This window comes from Ahrensia marina (assembly GCF_042140245.1).
Lineage (GTDB): Bacteria > Pseudomonadota > Alphaproteobacteria > Rhizobiales > MH13 > MH13.
This window is the reverse complement of the sequence record NZ_CP159483.1, coordinates 3,744,131-3,763,375: the sequence shown is the minus strand read 5'-3', so window position 1 is coordinate 3,763,375 and position 19,245 is coordinate 3,744,131. Positions and strand designations below refer to the sequence as shown.

At 57.7% G+C, this 19,245-nt stretch carries 16 protein-coding genes and 1 pseudogene; 10 read left to right on the top strand and 7 right to left on the bottom strand.

Features of this window, described 5'->3' with window-relative positions; all coding sequences use genetic code 11:
• Positions 1–3 precede the first annotated feature (3 nt).
• Together ABWH92_RS18180 and ABWH92_RS18175 are read right to left on the bottom strand one after the other, a co-directional pair.
• Entirely contained in the window at positions 4–1,062 is a 1,059-nt protein-coding gene (locus tag ABWH92_RS18180) for a sugar phosphate isomerase/epimerase family protein (protein WP_375570826.1), read from the bottom strand.
• Positions 1,063–1,127: 65 nt separating this feature from the next.
• Positions 1,128–2,156 carry a LacI family DNA-binding transcriptional regulator gene (locus tag ABWH92_RS18175; RefSeq protein ID WP_375570824.1) on the bottom strand — a complete coding sequence of 343 codons (1,029 nt, stop codon included), beginning with the start codon at positions 2,154–2,156 and terminating at the stop codon, positions 1,128–1,130.
• Between the two features lie 148 nt (positions 2,157–2,304).
• Between ABWH92_RS18175 and ABWH92_RS18170 the strand changes: the two genes are divergently transcribed.
• Both ABWH92_RS18170 and fghA read left to right on the top strand, forming a co-directional pair.
• Positions 2,305–3,414 (top strand): S-(hydroxymethyl)glutathione dehydrogenase/class III alcohol dehydrogenase, encoded by a 1,110-nt coding sequence (locus tag ABWH92_RS18170; protein WP_375570823.1) that lies wholly within the window; start codon positions 2,305–2,307, stop codon positions 3,412–3,414.
• Positions 3,414–4,256 carry an S-formylglutathione hydrolase gene (gene fghA / locus ABWH92_RS18165; protein ID WP_375570821.1) on the top strand — a complete coding sequence of 281 codons (843 nt, stop codon included), beginning with the start codon at positions 3,414–3,416 and terminating at the stop codon, positions 4,254–4,256. The genes ABWH92_RS18170 and fghA overlap by 1 nt, the downstream gene beginning before the upstream one ends.
• Here the strand turns inward: fghA and ABWH92_RS18160 are convergent.
• The 3 genes from ABWH92_RS18160 to ABWH92_RS18150 form a co-directional block, all read right to left on the bottom strand.
• Complete coding sequence (locus ABWH92_RS18160; protein WP_375570819.1) at positions 4,253–5,065, bottom strand: hypothetical protein; 813 nt, start codon at positions 5,063–5,065, stop codon at positions 4,253–4,255. The two genes, fghA and ABWH92_RS18160, sit on opposite strands and share 4 nt — an antisense overlap.
• Before the next feature lie 2 nt (positions 5,066–5,067).
• Positions 5,068–6,399 carry a hypothetical protein gene (locus tag ABWH92_RS18155; RefSeq protein WP_375570817.1) on the bottom strand — a complete coding sequence of 444 codons (1,332 nt, stop codon included), beginning with the start codon at positions 6,397–6,399 and terminating at the stop codon, positions 5,068–5,070.
• Between the two features lie 96 nt (positions 6,400–6,495).
• Positions 6,496–7,953, bottom strand: coding sequence for a methyl-accepting chemotaxis protein (locus ABWH92_RS18150; RefSeq protein ID WP_375570815.1), 1,458 nt, complete (start codon positions 7,951–7,953; stop codon positions 6,496–6,498).
• 322 nt (positions 7,954–8,275) lie between these two features.
• On the opposite strand from ABWH92_RS18150, the gene ABWH92_RS18145 reads away from it, so the two are divergent.
• Positions 8,276–8,566 carry a hypothetical protein gene (locus ABWH92_RS18145; protein ID WP_375570813.1) on the top strand — a complete coding sequence of 97 codons (291 nt, stop codon included), beginning with the start codon at positions 8,276–8,278 and terminating at the stop codon, positions 8,564–8,566.
• A 67-nt stretch (positions 8,567–8,633) separates the two neighbouring features.
• Here the strand turns inward: ABWH92_RS18145 and ABWH92_RS18140 are convergent.
• Positions 8,634–9,591 (bottom strand): annotated as a pseudogene (locus tag ABWH92_RS18140) (DUF808 domain-containing protein).
• A gap of 152 nt (positions 9,592–9,743) precedes the next feature.
• On the opposite strand from ABWH92_RS18140, the gene ABWH92_RS18135 reads away from it, so the two are divergent.
• The 7 genes from ABWH92_RS18135 (at position 9,744) to ABWH92_RS18105 (ending at position 18,651) form a co-directional block, all read left to right on the top strand.
• Positions 9,744–10,916 carry a nucleotide sugar dehydrogenase gene (locus ABWH92_RS18135; protein ID WP_375570811.1) on the top strand — a complete coding sequence of 391 codons (1,173 nt, stop codon included), beginning with the start codon at positions 9,744–9,746 and terminating at the stop codon, positions 10,914–10,916.
• A 5-nt stretch (positions 10,917–10,921) separates the two neighbouring features.
• Complete coding sequence (locus ABWH92_RS18130; RefSeq protein ID WP_375570807.1) at positions 10,922–11,953, top strand: NAD-dependent epimerase/dehydratase family protein; 1,032 nt, start codon at positions 10,922–10,924, stop codon at positions 11,951–11,953.
• Between the two features lie 207 nt (positions 11,954–12,160).
• Positions 12,161–13,135 carry a TAXI family TRAP transporter solute-binding subunit gene (locus ABWH92_RS18125; RefSeq protein WP_375570805.1) on the top strand — a complete coding sequence of 325 codons (975 nt, stop codon included), beginning with the start codon at positions 12,161–12,163 and terminating at the stop codon, positions 13,133–13,135.
• 84 nt (positions 13,136–13,219) lie between these two features.
• Complete coding sequence (locus ABWH92_RS18120) at positions 13,220–15,139, top strand: TRAP transporter permease (protein ID WP_375570803.1); 1,920 nt, start codon at positions 13,220–13,222, stop codon at positions 15,137–15,139.
• A 47-nt stretch (positions 15,140–15,186) separates the two neighbouring features.
• Positions 15,187–16,515 carry a histidinol dehydrogenase gene (gene hisD, locus ABWH92_RS18115; protein WP_375570801.1) on the top strand — a complete coding sequence of 443 codons (1,329 nt, stop codon included), beginning with the start codon at positions 15,187–15,189 and terminating at the stop codon, positions 16,513–16,515.
• Between the two features lie 93 nt (positions 16,516–16,608).
• Positions 16,609–17,373 carry an SDR family NAD(P)-dependent oxidoreductase gene (locus ABWH92_RS18110; RefSeq protein WP_375570799.1) on the top strand — a complete coding sequence of 255 codons (765 nt, stop codon included), beginning with the start codon at positions 16,609–16,611 and terminating at the stop codon, positions 17,371–17,373.
• A 222-nt stretch (positions 17,374–17,595) separates the two neighbouring features.
• Complete coding sequence (locus tag ABWH92_RS18105) at positions 17,596–18,651, top strand: LacI family DNA-binding transcriptional regulator (protein ID WP_375570797.1); 1,056 nt, start codon at positions 17,596–17,598, stop codon at positions 18,649–18,651.
• Between the two features lie 15 nt (positions 18,652–18,666).
• Here ABWH92_RS18105 and ABWH92_RS18100 read toward each other — a convergent pair whose 3' ends face one another.
• A complete protein-coding gene (locus tag ABWH92_RS18100; protein WP_375570795.1) occupies positions 18,667–19,104 on the bottom strand; it encodes a transcriptional repressor in 438 nt (145 codons plus the stop codon).
• Between the last annotated feature and the right edge of the window lie 141 nt (positions 19,105–19,245).

Below are 19,245 nucleotides of genomic sequence, written 5' to 3'. Positions count from 1 at the left end.
GGGTCAGCCTCCAATTCCAAGCATTGTGCGGTTTGCCGCATCATCTGTTCCACCATCGGCAAAATCGTCAAAGGCGCGTTCCGTTACGCGAATGATGTGATCCTTCACGAACTGTGCGCCCTCACGCGCGCCGTCTTCAGGATGCTTCATGGCGCATTCCCATTCGACGACGGCCCAACCGTCAAAATCGTACTGGGTGAGCTTGGAGAAAACCTGTTTGAAATCCACTTGGCCATCACCCAGCGAGCGGAAGCGCCCGGCGCGATCTACCCAGCTTTGATAGCCACCATAGACGCCTTGCCGCCCGGTCGGGTTCAGTTCGGCATCCTTCACGTGGAACATCTTGATCCGCTCGTGATAGATGTCGATGTTGTCCAGGTAATCCATGTGCTGCAGCACGTAGTGCGAAGGATCATAGAGCATATTGCAGCGGGCGTGGTTGTTCACACGCTCCAGGAACATCTCGAACGAAATCCCATCGTGCAAATCCTCGCCTGGATGGATTTCATAACAGATGTCCACCCCGTTCTCTTCGGCATGATCTAGGATCGGCCGCCAACGCTTGGCGAGCTCATCAAATGCGGCTTCCACCAAACCGGCAGGGCGCTGCGGCCAGGGATAGACATAGGGCCAGGCAAGCGCACCGGAGAAGGACACATGTGCGGTGAGGCCCATATTCTTCGACGCCGTGATCGCCTTCATCACTTGGTCCACCGCCCAGGCTTGGCGAGCATCTGGGTTACCGTGCACCGATGGATCGGCAAAGCCATCAAAGGCTGCGTCGTAGGCTGGGTGCACCGCCACCAACTGTCCTTGCAGATGTGTGGAAAGCTCGGTGATCGTCACACCGTTTTCAGCGGCCTTGCCCAGCACCTCTTGGCAATAGCCTTCGCTTTCCGCGGCCTTGTCCAGGTCGAAAAGGCGCTTGTCCCAGCTTGGCATTTGGACACCGAGATAGCCGCACTCAGCTGCCCATTTTGTGATGGCGTCGAGCGAGTTGAACGGCGCGTCGTCGCCGGCAAACTGCGCCAAGAACAGCGCGGGCCCTTTGATGGTTTTCATGCGGTTGGTCTCCCGAGTGATGGATTGGGTTGGCGCATTTGCTGCGTCTCAACATGGTCTGATGCTTAGGGAAGGTTTTCCCGCAGTACAATCTCAATGCGGATGCGTTCCTGGCTTTCAATGATCTCACGGCCATCGCATTTGGCACGCAACACACGCGTGGCACTGCGCACCAGGTGGCCCACATTCTGTGTAATCACCACATCCAAAAGGCCGTCTCGCAGCCCCTGCTCAGAGTGGGTGGTGAGCTCATGGCCGATCACAACAAGCTTGTCCGCCAAGCCATGATCGGCAATCACTTTGGTAACGCCCCGTGTACCAGCCCCCGCGCAGTAGATACCCACCACATCATCATGGCTGGCAAGCGAGCGATCAATCACCTGGATGGTGCGCTCAAGTTGATCATGTCCTTCCAATGAGGGCAGGGCATCAAGCGCGGGAAACTGCTCGCGCATGACAGCATCAAATCCCAGGCGTCGTTGCACCATATCGCGCGCATGGGTCGTGTTGACCACGACAATGATTTTTCCAGACCGTCCACCGACAAAGCGGCCCATTAGAACCCCTGCGGTTCGCCCTGCGGCGACATTATCGATGCCGACAAAATGGTCGCGTTCGGCGTTCGGTTGGTCACTGACAAGGGTGACGACCGCGATGCCGCTTTCTTTCATGTGTGCCAGCATATCGCGCACAACAGGCGTTTCATTGGCCATAATCGCCAGGCCATCGATCTGTTGGGCTTGCAGGGTTTCCAACGCGCGTATCATGCCCACCGAATCGTTCAGCGGCACTTCAATGGTTTCCAGCTCAGCACGATCCAGCCGCAGGCCCGCGCCGGCTTCTTCAATGGCATCGCGCAAGGCTTTGAGAAACTGGCTTTCGCCTTCGGGAAGAACAAACGCAAAGCGATACTGCCGTCCACGCGCCAAGTTGGCAGCGTGCACATCGCGCACATACCCCAACTTATCGATGGCGTTGTGGACTCGTCTTGCTGTCATTGAGCGCACGCCTGGGCGCTCGTTAAGCACGCGGTCGACGGTAGCCAGGCTTACGCCAGCCTCCTCTGCAATGTCATGAACTGTGGGTTTTCCCATCCCTGCCTTGCGTGCCTTTGCCAGTGCATCTTTTATAGGCCGTAAGGGTAGGATGGCTTTTTGAGGTACGTCAATCAGAATTAGTTGATGCTTGCGATGTCGGCGTCTGGTCTGTAGCTCTTAGAAAAATCAATCGGGGGAGTGAACCATGAAAACGCGTGCAGCCGTCGCCTTTGAAGCAGGCAAGCCATTGGAAGTGGTCGAGGTTGATCTGGAAGGCCCGAAAGCCGGCGAAGTGCTGGTGGAGATCAAGGCCACCGGCATCTGCCACACCGATGAGTTCACGCTTTCAGGCGCTGACCCAGAAGGCGCCTTCCCCGCGATTCTCGGCCATGAGGGTGCAGGCGTTGTGGTCGAAACCGGCCCCGGAGTCACCTCGGTGAAGGTCGGTGACCATGTGATTCCGCTCTACACGCCTGAGTGCCGCGAGTGCGACTATTGCCTGAATGGCAAGACGAACCTCTGCCAGAAAATCCGCGCGACCCAAGGCCAAGGGGTGATGCCCGATGGCACCAGCCGTTTTAGCTACAAGGGCGAAAAGCTGCTTCACTATATGGGCTGCTCGACCTTCTCCAACTATTCAGTGCTGCCAGAAATATCGCTTGCCAAGGTCCGCAAAGACGCGCCGTTCGACAAGATCTGCTACATCGGCTGCGGCGTCACCACTGGCGTCGGTGCTGTGATGTTCACCGCCAAAGTGGAGCCCAACTCCACCGCTGTGGTTTTCGGTCTTGGCGGCATTGGTCTCAATGTGATCCAGGGTCTGAAACTTATTGGCGCCAGACAGATTGTTGGCGTGGATACCAACCCTGCCAAACGCGCGATCGCTGAGCAGTTCGGCATGACGCACTATGTGAACCCGAAAGAGATTTCCGGCGATCTGGTGGGTCATCTGGTGGAACTCACTGGCGGTGGCGCGGACTACTCTTTTGAGTGCATCGGCAACACCGAGGTGATGCGCGCTGCGCTCGAATGCTGCCACAAGGGTTGGGGCGAAAGCATCATCATTGGCGTGGCGCCAGCAGGCGCCGAAATCTCCACCCGTCCGTTCCAGTTGGTCACAGGGCGTGTGTGGCGCGGTTCCGCGTTCGGCGGGGCGAGGGGGCGCACGGACGTGCCGAAAATCGTCGATATGTACATGGAGGGCCGCATCGATATCGACAGCCTGATCACGCATACCATGCCGCTGGATGACATCAACAAGGGCTTTGACTTGATGCATGCGGGTGAATCGATCAGGTCAGTGGTGCTCTATTGATGGCGCTTCAGCCCGTTCAAGCCATCGCCTCGTTCGGTGGCAAGGTCGAAGTGTTCGACCATGCCTCGGATGCGTGCAACAGCACCATGCGCTTCGCGGTTTATTCCCCTCCGCAAGCAGCTAGCGGGCCGGTGCCGGTGCTTTGGTATCTCTCCGGCCTTACCTGCACATGGGCCAATGTGAATGAGAAGTCCGGCATCCAGCGCTACGCCGCGGAGCACGGCACCATGGTTGTCTTTCCGGATACTTCGCCACGCGGCGAGGGGGTCGCCGATGATGAGGGTTATGATCTGGGGCAGGGCGCTGGCTTCTATGTTGATGCGACACAAGACCCTTGGGCAGAGCACTTCCAGATGGAGACCTATGTCACCAAAGAACTGCCGGCATTGATCGGAGAGCGATTTCCCAATGCCGATATGGCGCGTCAAGGCATCACCGGCCATTCCATGGGCGGGCACGGTGCACTGACGCTGCATCTGAAATACCGTGACTCTTACGTGAGCGTCAGCGCGTTTTCACCCATTGTCGCGCCAACACAGGTGCCATGGGGCCAGAAGGCGTTCACAGCGTATCTCGGCAGCGATACCACGCAATGGGCCAAGCATGACGCGTGCGAGCTGGTGAAACAGGCGACCACCAAGGCGCACATTCTGATCGATCAGGGTGCTGCCGATAACTTCCTTGACGAGCAACTGCGTCCGCAGCTGTTTGGCGATGCGTGTGCCGAGGCTGGCCAGGAGGTCAGTATCCGCATGCGCGAAGGCTACGACCATTCCTATTATTTTGTCTCCAGCTTTATCGGCGAGCACATGGCCCACCACGCCAAAGCACTCAAGGCCTAGTTGGTCACCCAGTCTAGATCGGCCAGTTCTTCCTGACTGAACAGGTAAAGCTGCTCTTTGGGCGTTGCCATGGCGTGGATCCAAGCGCGCGGATCAACACCCATATCCACCAGCAATTGCTGCGCCTCTGATGAGATGTGCTGCGCGCCAGACATGCCATCTTGAAGCGTTCCGATTTCAGCGTCCGATGTGAACACCTGGTGTACGCCGAACCAAACCGGGTCGGGCAGAGACCGCTCAACCCCGCCAGAAAAAGCGAGCGGGCAGGAGGAGGCGCAGTAGCCGTGGCGGGCGACCGCGGTGTTGATCTCGCGCTCGCGGAGCAGTTCGGCCATCGCAATTGCATCGCGCACGCTGCCGCCAGGAGAATGGAAGGTGAGGGCGGTCAGTTCTGGGCTGGCGTCGATGAATTCTTCGAACGCCACGTAGCTCCCTGGATCAATGCGCCCGACGGCGCTGGCCGTGCCATTCTCGCCCATATGGAAAGTGATCGAAGACGAGATTGCATCATCTGGGTCACCCTCAAAGCCAGGCAAAGCAACCTGCTGATCTGAACGTCGCGCGGGCGCGGAGCGCGGATCGTAGCGGCGTACCTGATCATCATTGCCGGGCGTCCGTCGCGGGCCAAAATCCACGCGGCCTGGATTGCCAAACGGGTTGCCCGTTTCAAAGGCCTGTTGCTCACCGAGAAGCGAGCGGAAATCATAAGCAAGCGCCGCCGCTGATCCAAGGACCAGCGCGGTGAACAAGATGCCAAGCACAAGATCGCTGGTGTCGAACTTGCTATCGCTGACACTATTCTGGGCCACGCTTATCGATCCCGCGTGATGGTGGGTCGAGCGGTGGGTAGTGGTGTCACACCCGGCTGATTGATATCGGCCTGCTCAGCGCGCTCGCGTTCGTCTTCCTCTGGTTCGGGTGCGGCATCGGGCTCCGGGTCAGGTGGGTTAGGCGGCGCTTGAACGGGCTGCACCAGCTGCATGGCATTGTAGAGTTTTAGCGCCTGGTTCATCTCGTGCACTGTCACGTGATGGGCATCCATTTCCTCTCCCTCTTCCCGGCGGATGGCCGAATGCACACCAGCCAGGATCAGGATCAGCACCGCAGGCAGGAGATCGATGGAAATGGCACCGGCCCAGGAGGGCAAAAAATCTTCGGCGTAAAGCAGCACAGCTTCGGGCGTGGAAAGCGGTACGAAGCGCACCGGCACAACAGGCTCTCTGGCCAGAATGGCATCAGCGGCGCTGGCCAGTGCATTGGACTGCACCTCAATGGCCGACTCCACCCGAGAGACGATAGCAGCCTGACGCGAGGCGAGGTCTTGCGTTCCGCCGTCCACCTCTGGCGCCACGAACGCCGCTGAGAGGTCTTCTGCCGCCCGTCGCACCGCAGGTGCAATGGAGGTTTCAGACAGAGCCGCGATGATACCGGTCAGCGCCACAGCTTCTTCGGCATAGGCGATAGCACGTGGTTCAATAGGCCCGGCGGCAGAGACGATGCGGCGCATATCGCCCAGATAGTTGCCGCCTTGCTCGAACAGCGCATCGGATTCAACGCGAGCAGCCCGCACCTCAGCCGCAAGGCCTTCCAACTGGCCGGACATTTGATTGAGGAGCTGCACCACAGTGCCCGAGCCGGATGACCCGGTTAGCGATCCGGTCGCCAGTTCCTCTTGTGCTAGCCTGCGGAAACGTTCGCTGGCAAGCTCAATGTCAGGCAGCAACCCTTGCGCGGCGAGCGCGTTGTTGTGCGCCTCCGACAGCCTGGATTGATACTCTTCGGTCGTATTCGCCAAATGCTGTTCGATGGCGGCACCACCGGCAAGCGCCGCCGCGTTGAGCCAAGATGACATGGCCACAATCATCAGCGAGCCGAGCACCATGGCGATCAGCATGGTCCGCTTTTCGTTGCCATGCTTCACATGTGGCACAAACTGGATGAGGTAGGACCAGAAGGCATAGATGCCGATGGAGACGGCGGTCGAGTAGATGAGCGCGCCGAAAAATACCACCGGCCCAATGCCTTGCAGCAGGCCGCGCACACCCAGATAGGTGTAAACGCCACTGGCCAGGGCAAGAATGGCCAAGGTGAGCTTGGTGGTGGTCTCAAGACGGCTGACGCCGCGGCGCAGTGCTTCGGCCATGCGGTTTCCTTTGCGCACAAGAGCATAATCAGACGTGTGCCTGACGCTGCACTATGGCGAAAGTCGGACCAGCGTGGAAGGCCGATAAGGTTGGGCTTAAACCTTGTAGGCTAAGCGCAGTGCGCCCCAGTGACGCCCCTGCACGTAAATCGGCACCGACAAGTCTTTCATGATGGTGAATTTGCCGCCGCCCATATCACGTCGGTATGACTGCATGAGGAATGGCTCTGTGCTTTGCCCAGCGCGCAGACCCACCTTGTCATTGAACATGCGTCGGTTGCGGCTGTTGGCGGCGTTCCACACGGGATCATCGCCCTGCGGCTTACTGAACGCTTCATTGTGCGTCGGCAGATAGCCGTTTACATCGACGCACGCGCAGAAAACGATGCGATCATGACTCTGGGCCACCGGCTCTTGGATGCTTGGCAGGACGCGATCGGCAATGGCGGTGAAGAGGGTTGTCACCTGCTCTGGGTCGGAACCAGCCACTGGCTGATAGTCCTGGTCAAAGAAGTCTCGTGTGGTTGCCCGTCCAGCATCGATCTCAGCAGCAAAGGCGCTTTGGACGGCTTCGACGGCATCGCGCGCCATGGCGAGGAAGCGTCCCTCTTCGGTGTCGATATCGCTGTCTGCAGTCACGCCCACCAAGCGATCTGTGTCATCGACAGCTTTACCGATCCGCTCGTGGGCAGAGTCGAGGATCGCGCTGTTGCTGGTGACGGTTTCCTGCATTGTCGTGACGTTGGAGGCGAAGTCTTGCGTCGCCGTCTCGATATCAACAATGCCAGTTTCCACCACGCTGGAGGATGAACCGATCTCATCGATAGCTTCTGACAGTTCTTGCACCACCTCATCCAAAGCGCTGGTGCTTGTCTGAACAGCCGACACGCCGCTCAACGCGCCTTCACCAAGCCCGATCAGGGCGTCGGCCTCTTGATTGAGCTGTGTCAGTGTGTCCTGGATCTGCTGCGTGGCATCCGATGTTTCTGACGCAAGCTGTTTCACCTCACCGGCGACCACAGCAAAACCGCGACCTGCCTCTCCAGCACGAGCTGCTTCGATGGTGGCGTTGAGCGCCAGCAAGTTTGTCTGCCGGGCAATTTGATCAATGGACTGCGAGACATCGCCCACGCTGACAAGTGCGCTCTGCAGGCCTTGTAGCTGGCTGTTGATTTCTGTGACGGAGGCAATCAGGGTTGCGATATCATCAGCAGCCTTGCCCAAAGCTTCGCGCGAGCGCTGCATGGTCTCGCCCGATGCGTTGGCAACCATCGCGGTGGTGGTGACGGCCTCCCGGATGACACCGGTCTGAACCTGCGTTTCTTCGGCAGCTTGGCAGAGCAGGTTAAACGCTTCTTGCAAACCGGTGGTGGCAGCGTTGGCTGTTTCGATGGTGCCTGACACATCCACCATTTCCACACCAAAAGTGGAAAGCGCTTCAGCAACCGAAACCAAAGTCTTCGACGTTTGATCACATGACGTTGACGCGATCTCTTCTGTCACGTTGGCGTTGCTGGCCATGTCTATGGCTGTGTCAGGTGGCACGTCGTTCAACGGCATATCTTTTGATTTGCGTTTCAAAGAAAACATTGGCTTCACACCCACCGTGTGCCTGAGTTGATTTCAGCATCAAGCAATGAAGCTTTGAAGTTAAAAATATAGAAACATACATCCCCAAACGGTGATGAATTGGCGTAATGCGTAAGGTCATTACTTACCAATTTTTACTGAGATAGATTCAAAGTTCTTGGACATCTGACTAGGATGTTTCTGGCGCGCGTCGGAATAATTTCAGGCTCTGTCGACCTGCAAGCGTTTGCATGCCATTGGCGCCGCGATAGACTTGATCTCCTTTTGGCCGTTGAGGAGGGGCTGGATGGCAACTTCGCAGGATAAAGGTCAGTCATCGAGCAGAACAACTTCACGACTGCTTTGGCTGCTGTTTGTTGTGTGGGGGATTGCGTTTGCCGGATCGTTTGTCGCTTACGCGCTGATTGAGCCAACAGGCTCCAGTTTCACCAGGGGTATGAACAGGGCAGGTGCATTTCTCGGCTGGCAGGCGGTCGCCATCGGTTTCGCGGTTGTGCTGTGGTGGAGAGTGCGCCAAGCGCCACTTGCTACAGTTACGCGATGGCTGATGCGAGTGCCGATCCTGATTGCTGTATAGGTACTTGTCGCTTTTCTGATCTTTGTCGGCTGGGGCGTCTGGGCTGGTGGTAGCGGAGCCCTTTAGCTTAGCTGCGCGAGGTCACCAGCTTGACCAACGGATTGATACCCGCCGCGACAATGGGAATGAGGACCAATCCCCATCCTAGACCGATCACACCATCCAATGCGGCGGTGACGGCCCATTCGACAAAGCCTTGCGCTGTTGCCATGCCGCTAGCACCCAGCTCAGCCCAGTGGTGGATCGTATCGTAGACTTGCGGGAACCCTAGGTCCTTCACGCCGTGCACCATGATGCTGCCACCCACCCAAAGCATCGCAGCAGTGCCGACAGTGGAGATGATCAGCAGGATCATCGGCATGGCTTTAACCAAACCGCGGCCAAAAGCACGCGTTGCCTCAAGTCGACCAACTTGCGTCAGCTTCAAACCGACATCATCCATCTTTACGATGAGGGCGACGGCTCCATAAACGATCGCGGTGATGGCAATGGCCACGATCGCCAAGGTGATGCCACGCGTGACGACGCTGTCAGAACTCGATGGCTGATAAGGTGATTGTCATGATCTCGGCAGACAGAATGAAGTCGGTCTTGATAGCCCCCTTCACTCGTTTTTCTTCCAGATGAGCCGCATCAAGCCCATGCTCCGTATCCACTGCATGGTGCTTTTTGTGTGAGAACAGGTGGGCAATCTTCTCCGCGCCCTCATAGCAAAGGTAAGACCCACCCAGCATCAGCAAGGGTGTCAGCATCCAGGGCGCAAAAGCGCTGAGCAGCAGTGCGACGGGCAACAGGATGATCAGTTTGTTGAAGAATGAGGCGCGTGCGATCTTCCAAATGATCGGGAGCTCTCGGGTGGCTGGTAATCCCGTCACATATTTTGGGGTGACGGCGGCATCGTCGATCACGATGCCTGCGGCTTTTGTGCCAGCCTTGCTGGCCTGTGCGGCCACATCATCCAGCTGGCTGGCGGCAAGTTTGGCGATGGCTGCAACATCGTCCAGAAGGGCAAGGAGACCACTCATGGCCACTCCATATGTCGTTTGGCCCAGTTAAACCCAACACAGACGGATCACAATGGTTAGGCCGCCGTTTGATGCCTTGCTCACCCGGGCGTGGCTATGCGAAGGGTGCGCCGCAAGCGGCAGGAGCTTTTGGCCGCACTGAAGGATCAATCATGTCTGTTCACTTTGCTGTCGCCGGGCTTGGCTATGTGGGCCTTTCCAATGCGGTGTTGCTGGCGCAGAAGTTTCCTGTCATCGCCTGCGATATCTCCGCAGAGCGCGTTGAGATGCTAGGCGAGCGCAAATCGCCCATCAGCGATCCGGAGTTGGAAGACTATCTGGCGAACAAAACGCTCGATCTGACAGCCACTCTAGACACTGAAAGTGCCTATCGGTCGGCCAGCCATGTGATCGTGGCCACACCCACAAACTATGACCCGCAGACCAATGCGTTCGACACATCCTCTGTTGAGGCTGTGATCGCCGACGTTTTGGCCGTTACTGACGAAGCGCTGATCATCATCAAGTCGACCATTCCGGTGGGGCTTGTTTCAAGCTTGCGGGAGAAATTCAGCTCTGACCGGATTGTCCATTCGCCGGAGTTTCTTCGTGAGGGCAAGGCGCTTTACGACAATCTCCACCCGTCGCGCATCGTGGTGGGGGAAAGGTCGGATCGAGCGCAGGCGTTTGCGCAAATGTTGGCAGACTGTGCCATAAAGACGGACATTCCGGTGGTGTTGACGGACCCCGATGAGGCAGAGGCCATCAAGCTTTTTGCCAACACCTATCTTGCCATGCGCGTAGCCTACTTCAACGAGTTGGACACCTATGCTCAGATTGCCGGTATGGACACGCGGCAGATCATCAAGGGCGTGAGCCTCGATCCGCGTATCGGTGACCACTACAACAATCCATCCTTCGGGTACGGGGGCTACTGCCTGCCCAAGGATACCCGACAGTTGCTCGCCAATTATGACGCCGTGCCGCAGAATTTGATCCGTGCCATCGTGGATGCCAACACCACGCGTAAGGATTTCATTGCCGATTCTATCATTGCCAAGAACCCTGATTGCGTGGGTGTTTATCGCCTGACCATGAAAGAAGGATCGGACAATTTCCGTGACTCGTCCGTCCAGGGCATCATGAAGCGCATCAAAGCCAAGGGCATTCCGGTCATTGTGTATGAGCCGGGTCTTGAGGCAGTGCACTTCTTCGGATCGGCGGTTGTGCGCGACCTCTCTCAGTTCAAAGCAGAGAGCGACATCATCATTGCCAACCGGCAGGCTGACGAACTGGCTGATGTCAAAGACAAAATCTTTACCCGCGATCTTTTTGGAGTCGACTAGCAACCATGACCGCCGCAGCGCAGAAAACAGCTCTTGTGACCGGCTCAGCCGGATTTATCGGCTACCACACCAGTCAAGCTTTGCTGGACGCTGGCTATAGGGTGGTCGGATTCGATGCGCTCACCGACTACTACGATGTTCAACTCAAAAAGCGTCGCCATCAAAGGTTGCTTCAAAATCAGCATTTTAAGGCGGTTGAAGAGCGCCTTGAAACCCCAGGTGTGATGGTTGATTTGGTGGCCAAGGAGAAACCCGACCTTATCATTCACCTCGCGGCCCAAGCAGGCGTGCGCTACTCTATCGACAACCCGCGCTCGTACATGGACAGCAACTTGGTCGGCACGCTTGAGGTTCTGGAAGCAGCCCGCGCCACACCACCCAAGCATTTGATGATGGCGTCTTCAAGCTCGGTCTACGGCGCGAATACGCAGATGCCTTACGCCGAGCACCAGAAAGCTGATCTGCAGATGTCGTTCTACGGGGCAACCAAAAAAGCCGCTGAGTCGATGACCCATTCGTACGCTCACCTTTATGGTGTGCCGATGACCCTGTTCCGGTTTTTTACCGTCTATGGGCCTTGGGGCAGGCCGGATATGGCGCTGTTTAAGTTCACCAAGGCGATCCTCGAGGGGCGCCCCATCGACGTTTACAATCACGGCGATATGCGCCGCGATTTCACTTTCATCGATGATCTTGCGCGCTCCATCGCCGCCTTGGCTGATGTGACACCTACATTGCCCGATACTGTCGAAGACGAAGACCGTGATGCGCTTGGTCTTTCGCCTGTGGCACCTTGGCGCGTGATCAACATCGGTAACAACCAGCCTGTGCAACTCACTGACTTTATCGAGGCCATAGAGAAGGCCTTGGGCATCGAAGCGAAGCGGAATTTACTACCGATGCAGGCTGGAGATGTTCCGATGACGTGGGCCGATGCGACCTTGCTCTCGCGCTTGATCGATACCCCACCGTCAACATCGGTTGAAGAAGGCATCGCCCGCTTTGTCGCCTGGTATCGCGACTATTATCAGGTCTAGATCACCCTGAGTCTAAGCCTGTTTCGTGGGCGTTCGTCGCTGCACTGCATCATCGAGTCTGAACAAAAAGCTTGAGCAAGAGCCTTGCCGCTACGCCAAGTGCCGTGTATTGCATACGAATGCAAAGCCGGATTACGTAAAACCACTAGGCGGCGCAAACACCCCATGTCCGCGTCATCAAGAGCGCGATTCTCAGGAGGAAACCACATGACATTTTTCAAAACGATGGCGGCAACCGGCCTCGCGCTCGGCCTCATGACCGGCGTGGCCAGCGCGCAAGATCAGCGCTTGGCCTTTGGTGCGACCAACGCTCAATCCTCACATTATGCCTACTTCGCTTCTCTCGCGCAGATCGTGAACGATCACGCTGAGGGCTTCCAAGCCTCTGTGGTCGAAACGGGTGCCACGGTTGACAATCTTCGTCGTATGGCGCGCGGTCAGTTGGATATTGGCTTGGTCACGACGCCGGCGCTCTATCACGCCAATGAAGGCATCAACACATTCGAAGGCGAGCCTATCGCCTCCCAGCTTCTCTGGGCTTACTCTCTGGCGCCACAGCTGATCATCAGCCGTGCGGATTCTGGCTATGAGACCGTTGAAGACTTGGATGGTGAGCGTTTTGGCCCTGGCCAGCGCGGGTCTTCGACCGAAGCTACATCGCAGATGGTGATGGAGCTTCTGGGTGTGACCCCTGAATGGGTGCGCGGTACCAACGGTGAACTTGCCAACTTGATCAAGGATGATCGCCTCAACGGATTTGTGAAGTCTGCTGTTGGCACCGATTTTGATCCACTGACCACTGATATCGCCACGCTCACGCCATTGCGCGTGCTGCCGGTGTCTGACGCGGGCATTGCAACAATCCAGGAAAATCTGCCTGAGCTTTCCATTGTTGATATGCCAGCCAGTGAGCAGCAGGGTCGCGATGAACCTTACCGCACCTGGGGCTTCATGATCGCCGTGTCTGCTCAACCCGATATGAGTGAAGAGACTGCCTACGCGATCACCAAGGCTGTGCTTGAAAACCAAGAAGCTCAGGCAGCTGCCTTCCCAGCTCTTGAAGGCATCGACATTGGTTCGTTGACGGTCGATTTCGCCACAACGCCCATGCACCCTGGCGCCATCCGTGCCTTTGAGGAGCTTGGCTATGATGTGCCCGACAATCTGCGTCCGGCGATGTAACGACGCGTAAGCGCGCAATCTGTTGGGGCGATGCGCACGCGTGTCGCCCCAATAACCAGAAAACGGCAGAACAGGGCAGTCACCATGATCGAGGTTGACGACAAGGTCGGCACCGAAGAAGTCGAATCCCGCTCGCTCAGGGAAAAAGCCGTGATCGCGGTCGCGGTGGTGCTTGGCTGCTTCATTTTTTACACCGCAGCCTTTGGAGCTTTTGAAAGCCTTATTCAGCGCTCCATTTTTGTTGGGCTTGCTTCCACACTTGCGGTGCTGCTGACCCCACTCGGTGGTGGCAAAAAGTGGCGTGTGCTCGGCATCGTTATCGATGTGGCGATGCTCGCCATCGTCTGGTTCGCTGTCTACTCGACCATCACACGCTTTGAAGAGATCATGGTGCAGCGGCCCTTCGCTGAAAACCCAGATGTCTGGCTGGGCGCGGCGACGCTTGTGGTGATTTTGGAGCTGGCACGGCGGACTGTCTCCTTTCTATTCCCATTGCTTGTTGGCTTGATGGTCGCCTACGCCCTGTTTGGCGACCAAATTCCTGGACGGTTCGGCCATCGCGGTTTTGACCTCTACTATGTCACCGAGACGGTTTTCCTTTCCGACCTTGGTCTCTGGGGCATGCTGGTGGGCATCGCATCCACCACCCTTGCAGCGTTCGTGCTGTTCGGTGCTTTTTTGCTGCACACAGGTGCTGGCAAAACCTTTTTTGATCTGGCCGCACGCGCAAGCGGATCATCACCAGGCGGCGCTGCCAAAATCGCCACCATCGCCTCCGGCTTTTTCGGCATGATCTCCGGATCGACGGTGGCCAATGTTGCAACCACCGGCAACTTTACCATCCCGCTGATGCGCAAGCTAAAATACTCACGTGCTTATGCTGGCGGCGTGGAAGCCATTGCATCGACTGGTGGGCAGCTCGCTCCCCCCATCATGGGAACGGCCGCCTTCGTGATGGCCGAGCTTGTTGGCATGAACTACTGGACGATTGCTGCAGCTGCCCTCATTCCCGCGATCCTTTTTTATCTCGGCATCTTCATGACCGTGCACGTAATCGCCAAACGGCGCGACTTCGGCAACATTGACACCGAAGGCATGCCCACCTGGCAGGAAGCCTTGGACTGGCGACGCATTGCACCCATCATCGCGTCACTGGGCGGCATTGTTTACGGTGTCCTGAACGGCAATTCAGTTGAGACCACTGCCTTCTATGGCATCGTGGCGATGATCGTTGCGTTTATCGTCGCGCGTATGACGGCTGGCGAGTCGCTCTGGTTTGCGATCAAACAGTTGGCCCCCGCCATCGTAACTGGCGGCAAAGGTGTGGTGATCGTCGGCATTCTACTGGTCGCAGCACAGGTGTTTGTTGCGTTGCTCAACTTGACAGGTGTCGGCGTGACACTGACCAGCATCATTCTTTCCTACGCCGGTAACAACATCGCTCTGATCGCGGTGGTAATGGCCATCGTCTGCCTGATTGCAGGCATGGGACTGCCCACCTCCGCTGCCTATGTTCTCGTGGCAGCGGTGTTCGCCCCTGCGCTCATCCAAGCTGGATTGCCGCCACTGACGGTGCATTTCTTCGTGCTCTACTACGCGACCCTGTCGGTGATCACGCCACCGGTGTGCGTGGGCGTGTTCGTCGCCTCGACCATCGCGGAGGAAAAGTGGCCGAAGGTCGCTTTTGAGGCGGTTCGCTTGGGTGCCATTGCCTACCTGCTACCGATCCTTTTCCTTGTTTACCCAGGCCTTTTGATGCAGGGCTCATGGCTTGATGTGGGTCAGGCATTGGTAACAGGGGTTACGTTCACCATGTCGCTTGCCTTCCTGCTTGGTGTTCAGCAATTGGCGGGACGCAGCAAAGCCGAAGCCTTGGTGTGGGCGGTGCCGCTTGCTCTCTCGGTCTGGCCGAGTTGGCCGGCAACCATGGCGGGGGTTGCAGTTCTGCTCTCTCTTATGCTTGTGCGATCACGGTTGGCACCGGTCGCTGAAACATCCTCATAGGCCCTTGAAGGCCTGACCAAGACACACGCACTGACGAGGAACACGTCATGATCACGTATTTGAAACGCGGCAAGCCTGAGGCGGAGCGCTCTGATGATGATGCCAAGGTGCGCGCCATTGTTGAAGGCACGTTGAAAGACATCGAAGCCCGTGGCGATGCCGCGGTGCGTGATCTGTCAGAAAAGTTCGATGGCTACACGCCAGAGCGTTTCCGCCTGACCGATGACGACGTCACGGCGCTGATGAACAAGGTTTCCTCGCGCGACATGGAGGATATCGAGTTTGCGCAGGATCAGGTGCGCACTTTCGCCCAGCATCAGCGCAACTCCATGGTCGATATCGAAGTGGAGACCATGCCCGGCGTGATCCTGGGCCATAAGAACATCCCTGTGCAGTCGGTGGGTTGCTATGTGCCAGGCGGCAAGTTTCCGATGGTGGCGTCAGCGCACATGTCGGTGGCGACCGCTGATGTTGCAGGTGTCCCACGTATCATCGCTTGTACGCCGCCATTCAAGGGCGAGCCGAACCCCGCTGTGATTGCCGCCATGAAGCTTGGCGGTGCCCATGAGATTTACGTGCTTGGCGGTATCCAGGCGGTGGGGGCCATGGCGATTGGCACAGAGACCATTGATCCGGTGCATATGTTGGTCGGTCCAGGCAATGCCTTTGTGGCCGAAGCCAAGCGCCAACTGTTTGGTCGTGTGGGTATTGATCTGTTTGCAGGCCCAACAGAGACAATGGTCATCGCCGATGAGCAAGGCGCCGACGCTGAGCTTTGTGCCACCGACCTTCTGGGTCAGGCTGAGCATGGCTACAACTCGCCAGCGGTGCTTTTGACCAACTCTGAAAAACTGGCGCGCGATACGCTTGAGGAAATCGACCGTCTGCTCGGCATGCTGCCCACCGCCGAAACCGCCCGTAAGAGCTGGGAAGACTATGGCGAAGTGATCGTCTGCGACACCTATGATGAAATGCTGGCCGTTGCCGATGACGTGGCCTCAGAGCATGTTCAGGTGATGACCGACCGCGATGATTGGTTCCTGGAGAACATGACCTGCTATGGCGCGCTGTTCTTGGGCGCCCGCACCAATGTGGCCAATGGCGACAAGGTGATCGGAACCAACCACACGCTGCCCACCAAGAAGGCTGGCCGCTACACCGGTGGACTTTGGGTCGGCAAGTATCTGAAGACCCACAGCTATCAGAAGGTGCTCACTGACGAAGCTGCGGCGCTGATGGGCGAATATTGTTCACGCCTTTGCATGCTGGAAGGCTTTGTTGGTCATGCCGAACAAGCCAATGTACGCGTGCGCCGCTATGGTGGCCGCAACGTGCCCTACGGAGAGGCCGCCGAGCCGAAGATGGCTGCCGAATAAGCGGTTGCTCCAAAGGAACAGAGCGTTTCGGCCAAAGTAGGTGCGAAAAGACAGCCTGTCCGCCGACGTGTCAGTGCCCAGGAAAAAGCAGCGATGAAACTCCCCAAAACCCCGTCTCTAAGCCTTAGCGGTAAGCGCGCTTTTGTGGCTGGCGCCTCGCGCGGTATTGGTCTGGGCTGTGCTGTGGCTCTTGCTGAGCAAGGCGCCCATGTCGTGTGTGCCGCGCGTGGAATGGATCAGTTGACCGAGGCTGTGCAGGCCATGGCCGTTGAGGGCCACAGTGCCGAAGCGGTTCAATTGGATGTTGCCGACCCACAAGCTGTGAAGTCACTGCTGGCAGATCATGGACCGTTCCACGTGGTCGTGAACTCCGCGGGCATTGCGCGCCACGCAACGGCGCTTGATACATCCATCGACGACTATCAGGCCGTCATGGATATCAATGTGCGAGGAGCTTTCGTGCTCTCGGCTGAAGCGGCACGCGGTATGATCAAGGCCGGTGTTGCGGGCTCGATCATCCATATCTCCTCGCAGATGGGGCATGTCGGTGGGCAGGAGCGGGCTGTCTATTGCGCATCCAAGCACGCGCTGGAGGGCATGGTGAAAGCGATGGCGATTGAGTGGGGTCCGCATAAAGTGCGCATCAACACGATCTGTCCAACTTTCATTCGCACACCGCTGGCCGCCGTCACGTTGGACGATCCGGAGCGGCGTGCCTGGGTGGAATCGAAGATCAAGCTGGGGCGTGTCGGCGAGATCGAAGACGTCATGGGCGCCGTCGCCTACCTTGCCAGCGACGCGTCCGTGATGGTCACCGGCACCTCTTTGTTGATTGATGGCGGTTGGACGGCGGGCTAACCGCTGGCCAGAGCAACAAGGGTGTCGGCTGGACGGCAGGCTAGCCCCGCCGGCCAATACAACAAGAGGGCCGATGGCGCCCGCCAAAATGCCAGGCTTCCATCCAGGTGTTTCTGGTGTGCGGTCGAGATGGCTGGACGAGGCGCGCAGCGCGCCTTAAACCTGTTGCTGTGAAGCATTTTGTATACTCTTGGCGAACGGCAGAGCGTGGGGCTGCGCTTGATGGCCCGGCGTAAGGTTACGTCCATTGATGTTGCGCGCGAGGCCGGCGTTTCGCAGTCGGCCGTGTCCCGCGCGTTCACGCCTGGTGCCAGCGTGGCTGCCGAAACCAAAGAACGCGTGCACAAAGCAGCGATCAGCCTTGGTTATCGCCCCAACGCCATTGCTCGCTCGCTGATCACTCGCCGCTCGCACATGATCGGCATGGCGGTTTCGTATCTCGACAACCATTTTTACCCGGAGCTGGTTCAGGGCATCTCTGACCAATGCCAGAAACGTGGCTATCATGTGCTGCTCTTCACCGCCGGTGAGGGCGATGCTGCCAACACCGAGCTGCAACGGGCCCTCGACTATCAGATTGATGGGCTGGTGCTGGCATCTGTGTCGCTATCATCTGAAATCGCCAATCGCTGCCATGCTGCAGGCATTCCGGTGGTCATGGTCAACCGCGTGTCCGATGCCCCCACGGCCTCTAAGATCACCGGCTCCAATGAGTTGGGCGGTCGCACGATCGCGCACTTTTTGGTGGAAGGCGGACACAAACGCATCGCTTATCTGGCGGGCATCGAAGAAACCTCCACCAACCGTGATCGCGAGCGTGGGTTTATGGCTGGGCTTGCAGAGAAGAACGTCACTCTGCACGCTCGCGCTGTCGGCAATTATGATGCGGACCAGGCGGCCAAAGGTGCCGTTGCTATGATGCAGACGCCAGCACCGCCTGATGCAATTTTCTGCGCCAATGACCATATGGCCATCGCGGTCATGGACGCGTTGCGCCACGATCTAGGCATGCGCGTGCCCGATGACGTGTCGATCGTTGGGTTTGACAATGTCGGCCCTGCACAGTGGCCAACCTATTCCATCACCAGCTTTTCTCAGCCGGTTGACGCCATGATCGAAGCGACCAGCGAAACCCTGTTTGAGGCCATAGAAGCTGCTGTTGAAGGCGAAGCTTTTGAAGCGGAGTCCATCGAGCTGCCCGGCGCCTTGATCGTCCGTGGCTCATCGAAAAATCCGCCTGGCTGCGGCGACACATGGGCACTATCTGAAGAGGCCTAGGGTTATGACCCTGATTTAGCTGGCCTGGCAGGCCGCGCATTGGCCATGCACTTCAATGCTTGCGGCGTGCGCCGCAAAACCAAGTGTTTGGCCGAGAGCATCCACGCCTTGGGCAAGAGCATCGCCATTCACTTCTTCGACGCCACCACAGACATCGCAGAGAAAGAAAACCGTGTGCGAACTGGCGCAGCGCGCGCCGCCACAGCAAGACGCGTGGACACAGGCAATGTACGCATTGGCACTTTCCAGCCTATGTACCAACCCGCGCTCTCCTAGCCATTTCAGTGCGCGATAGATCTGAGGCGGGGCACGCAACCCTTCCTCACGCAACGCATCCAAAAGCTCATATGCCGATTGTGGCTTGTCGGACTGGGTGAGTTGATCGAGCACAAGCTGGTTATTGCGCGAAAGCGGAATGGGGGGTGGCGCATCTGTGGAAACGGAAGCGGTCATGATGGGGACGCCAGTGTGCGGTTGACTTGTTATACTATAACATATTAGAGCCTATCCTCCCACTCCGCAACAGCAGAAGTCTTGGACCGCTCTTTTGGCGCATACCCACAGCTCCCCCACTTGTCTTCGCTTTGAAGATCT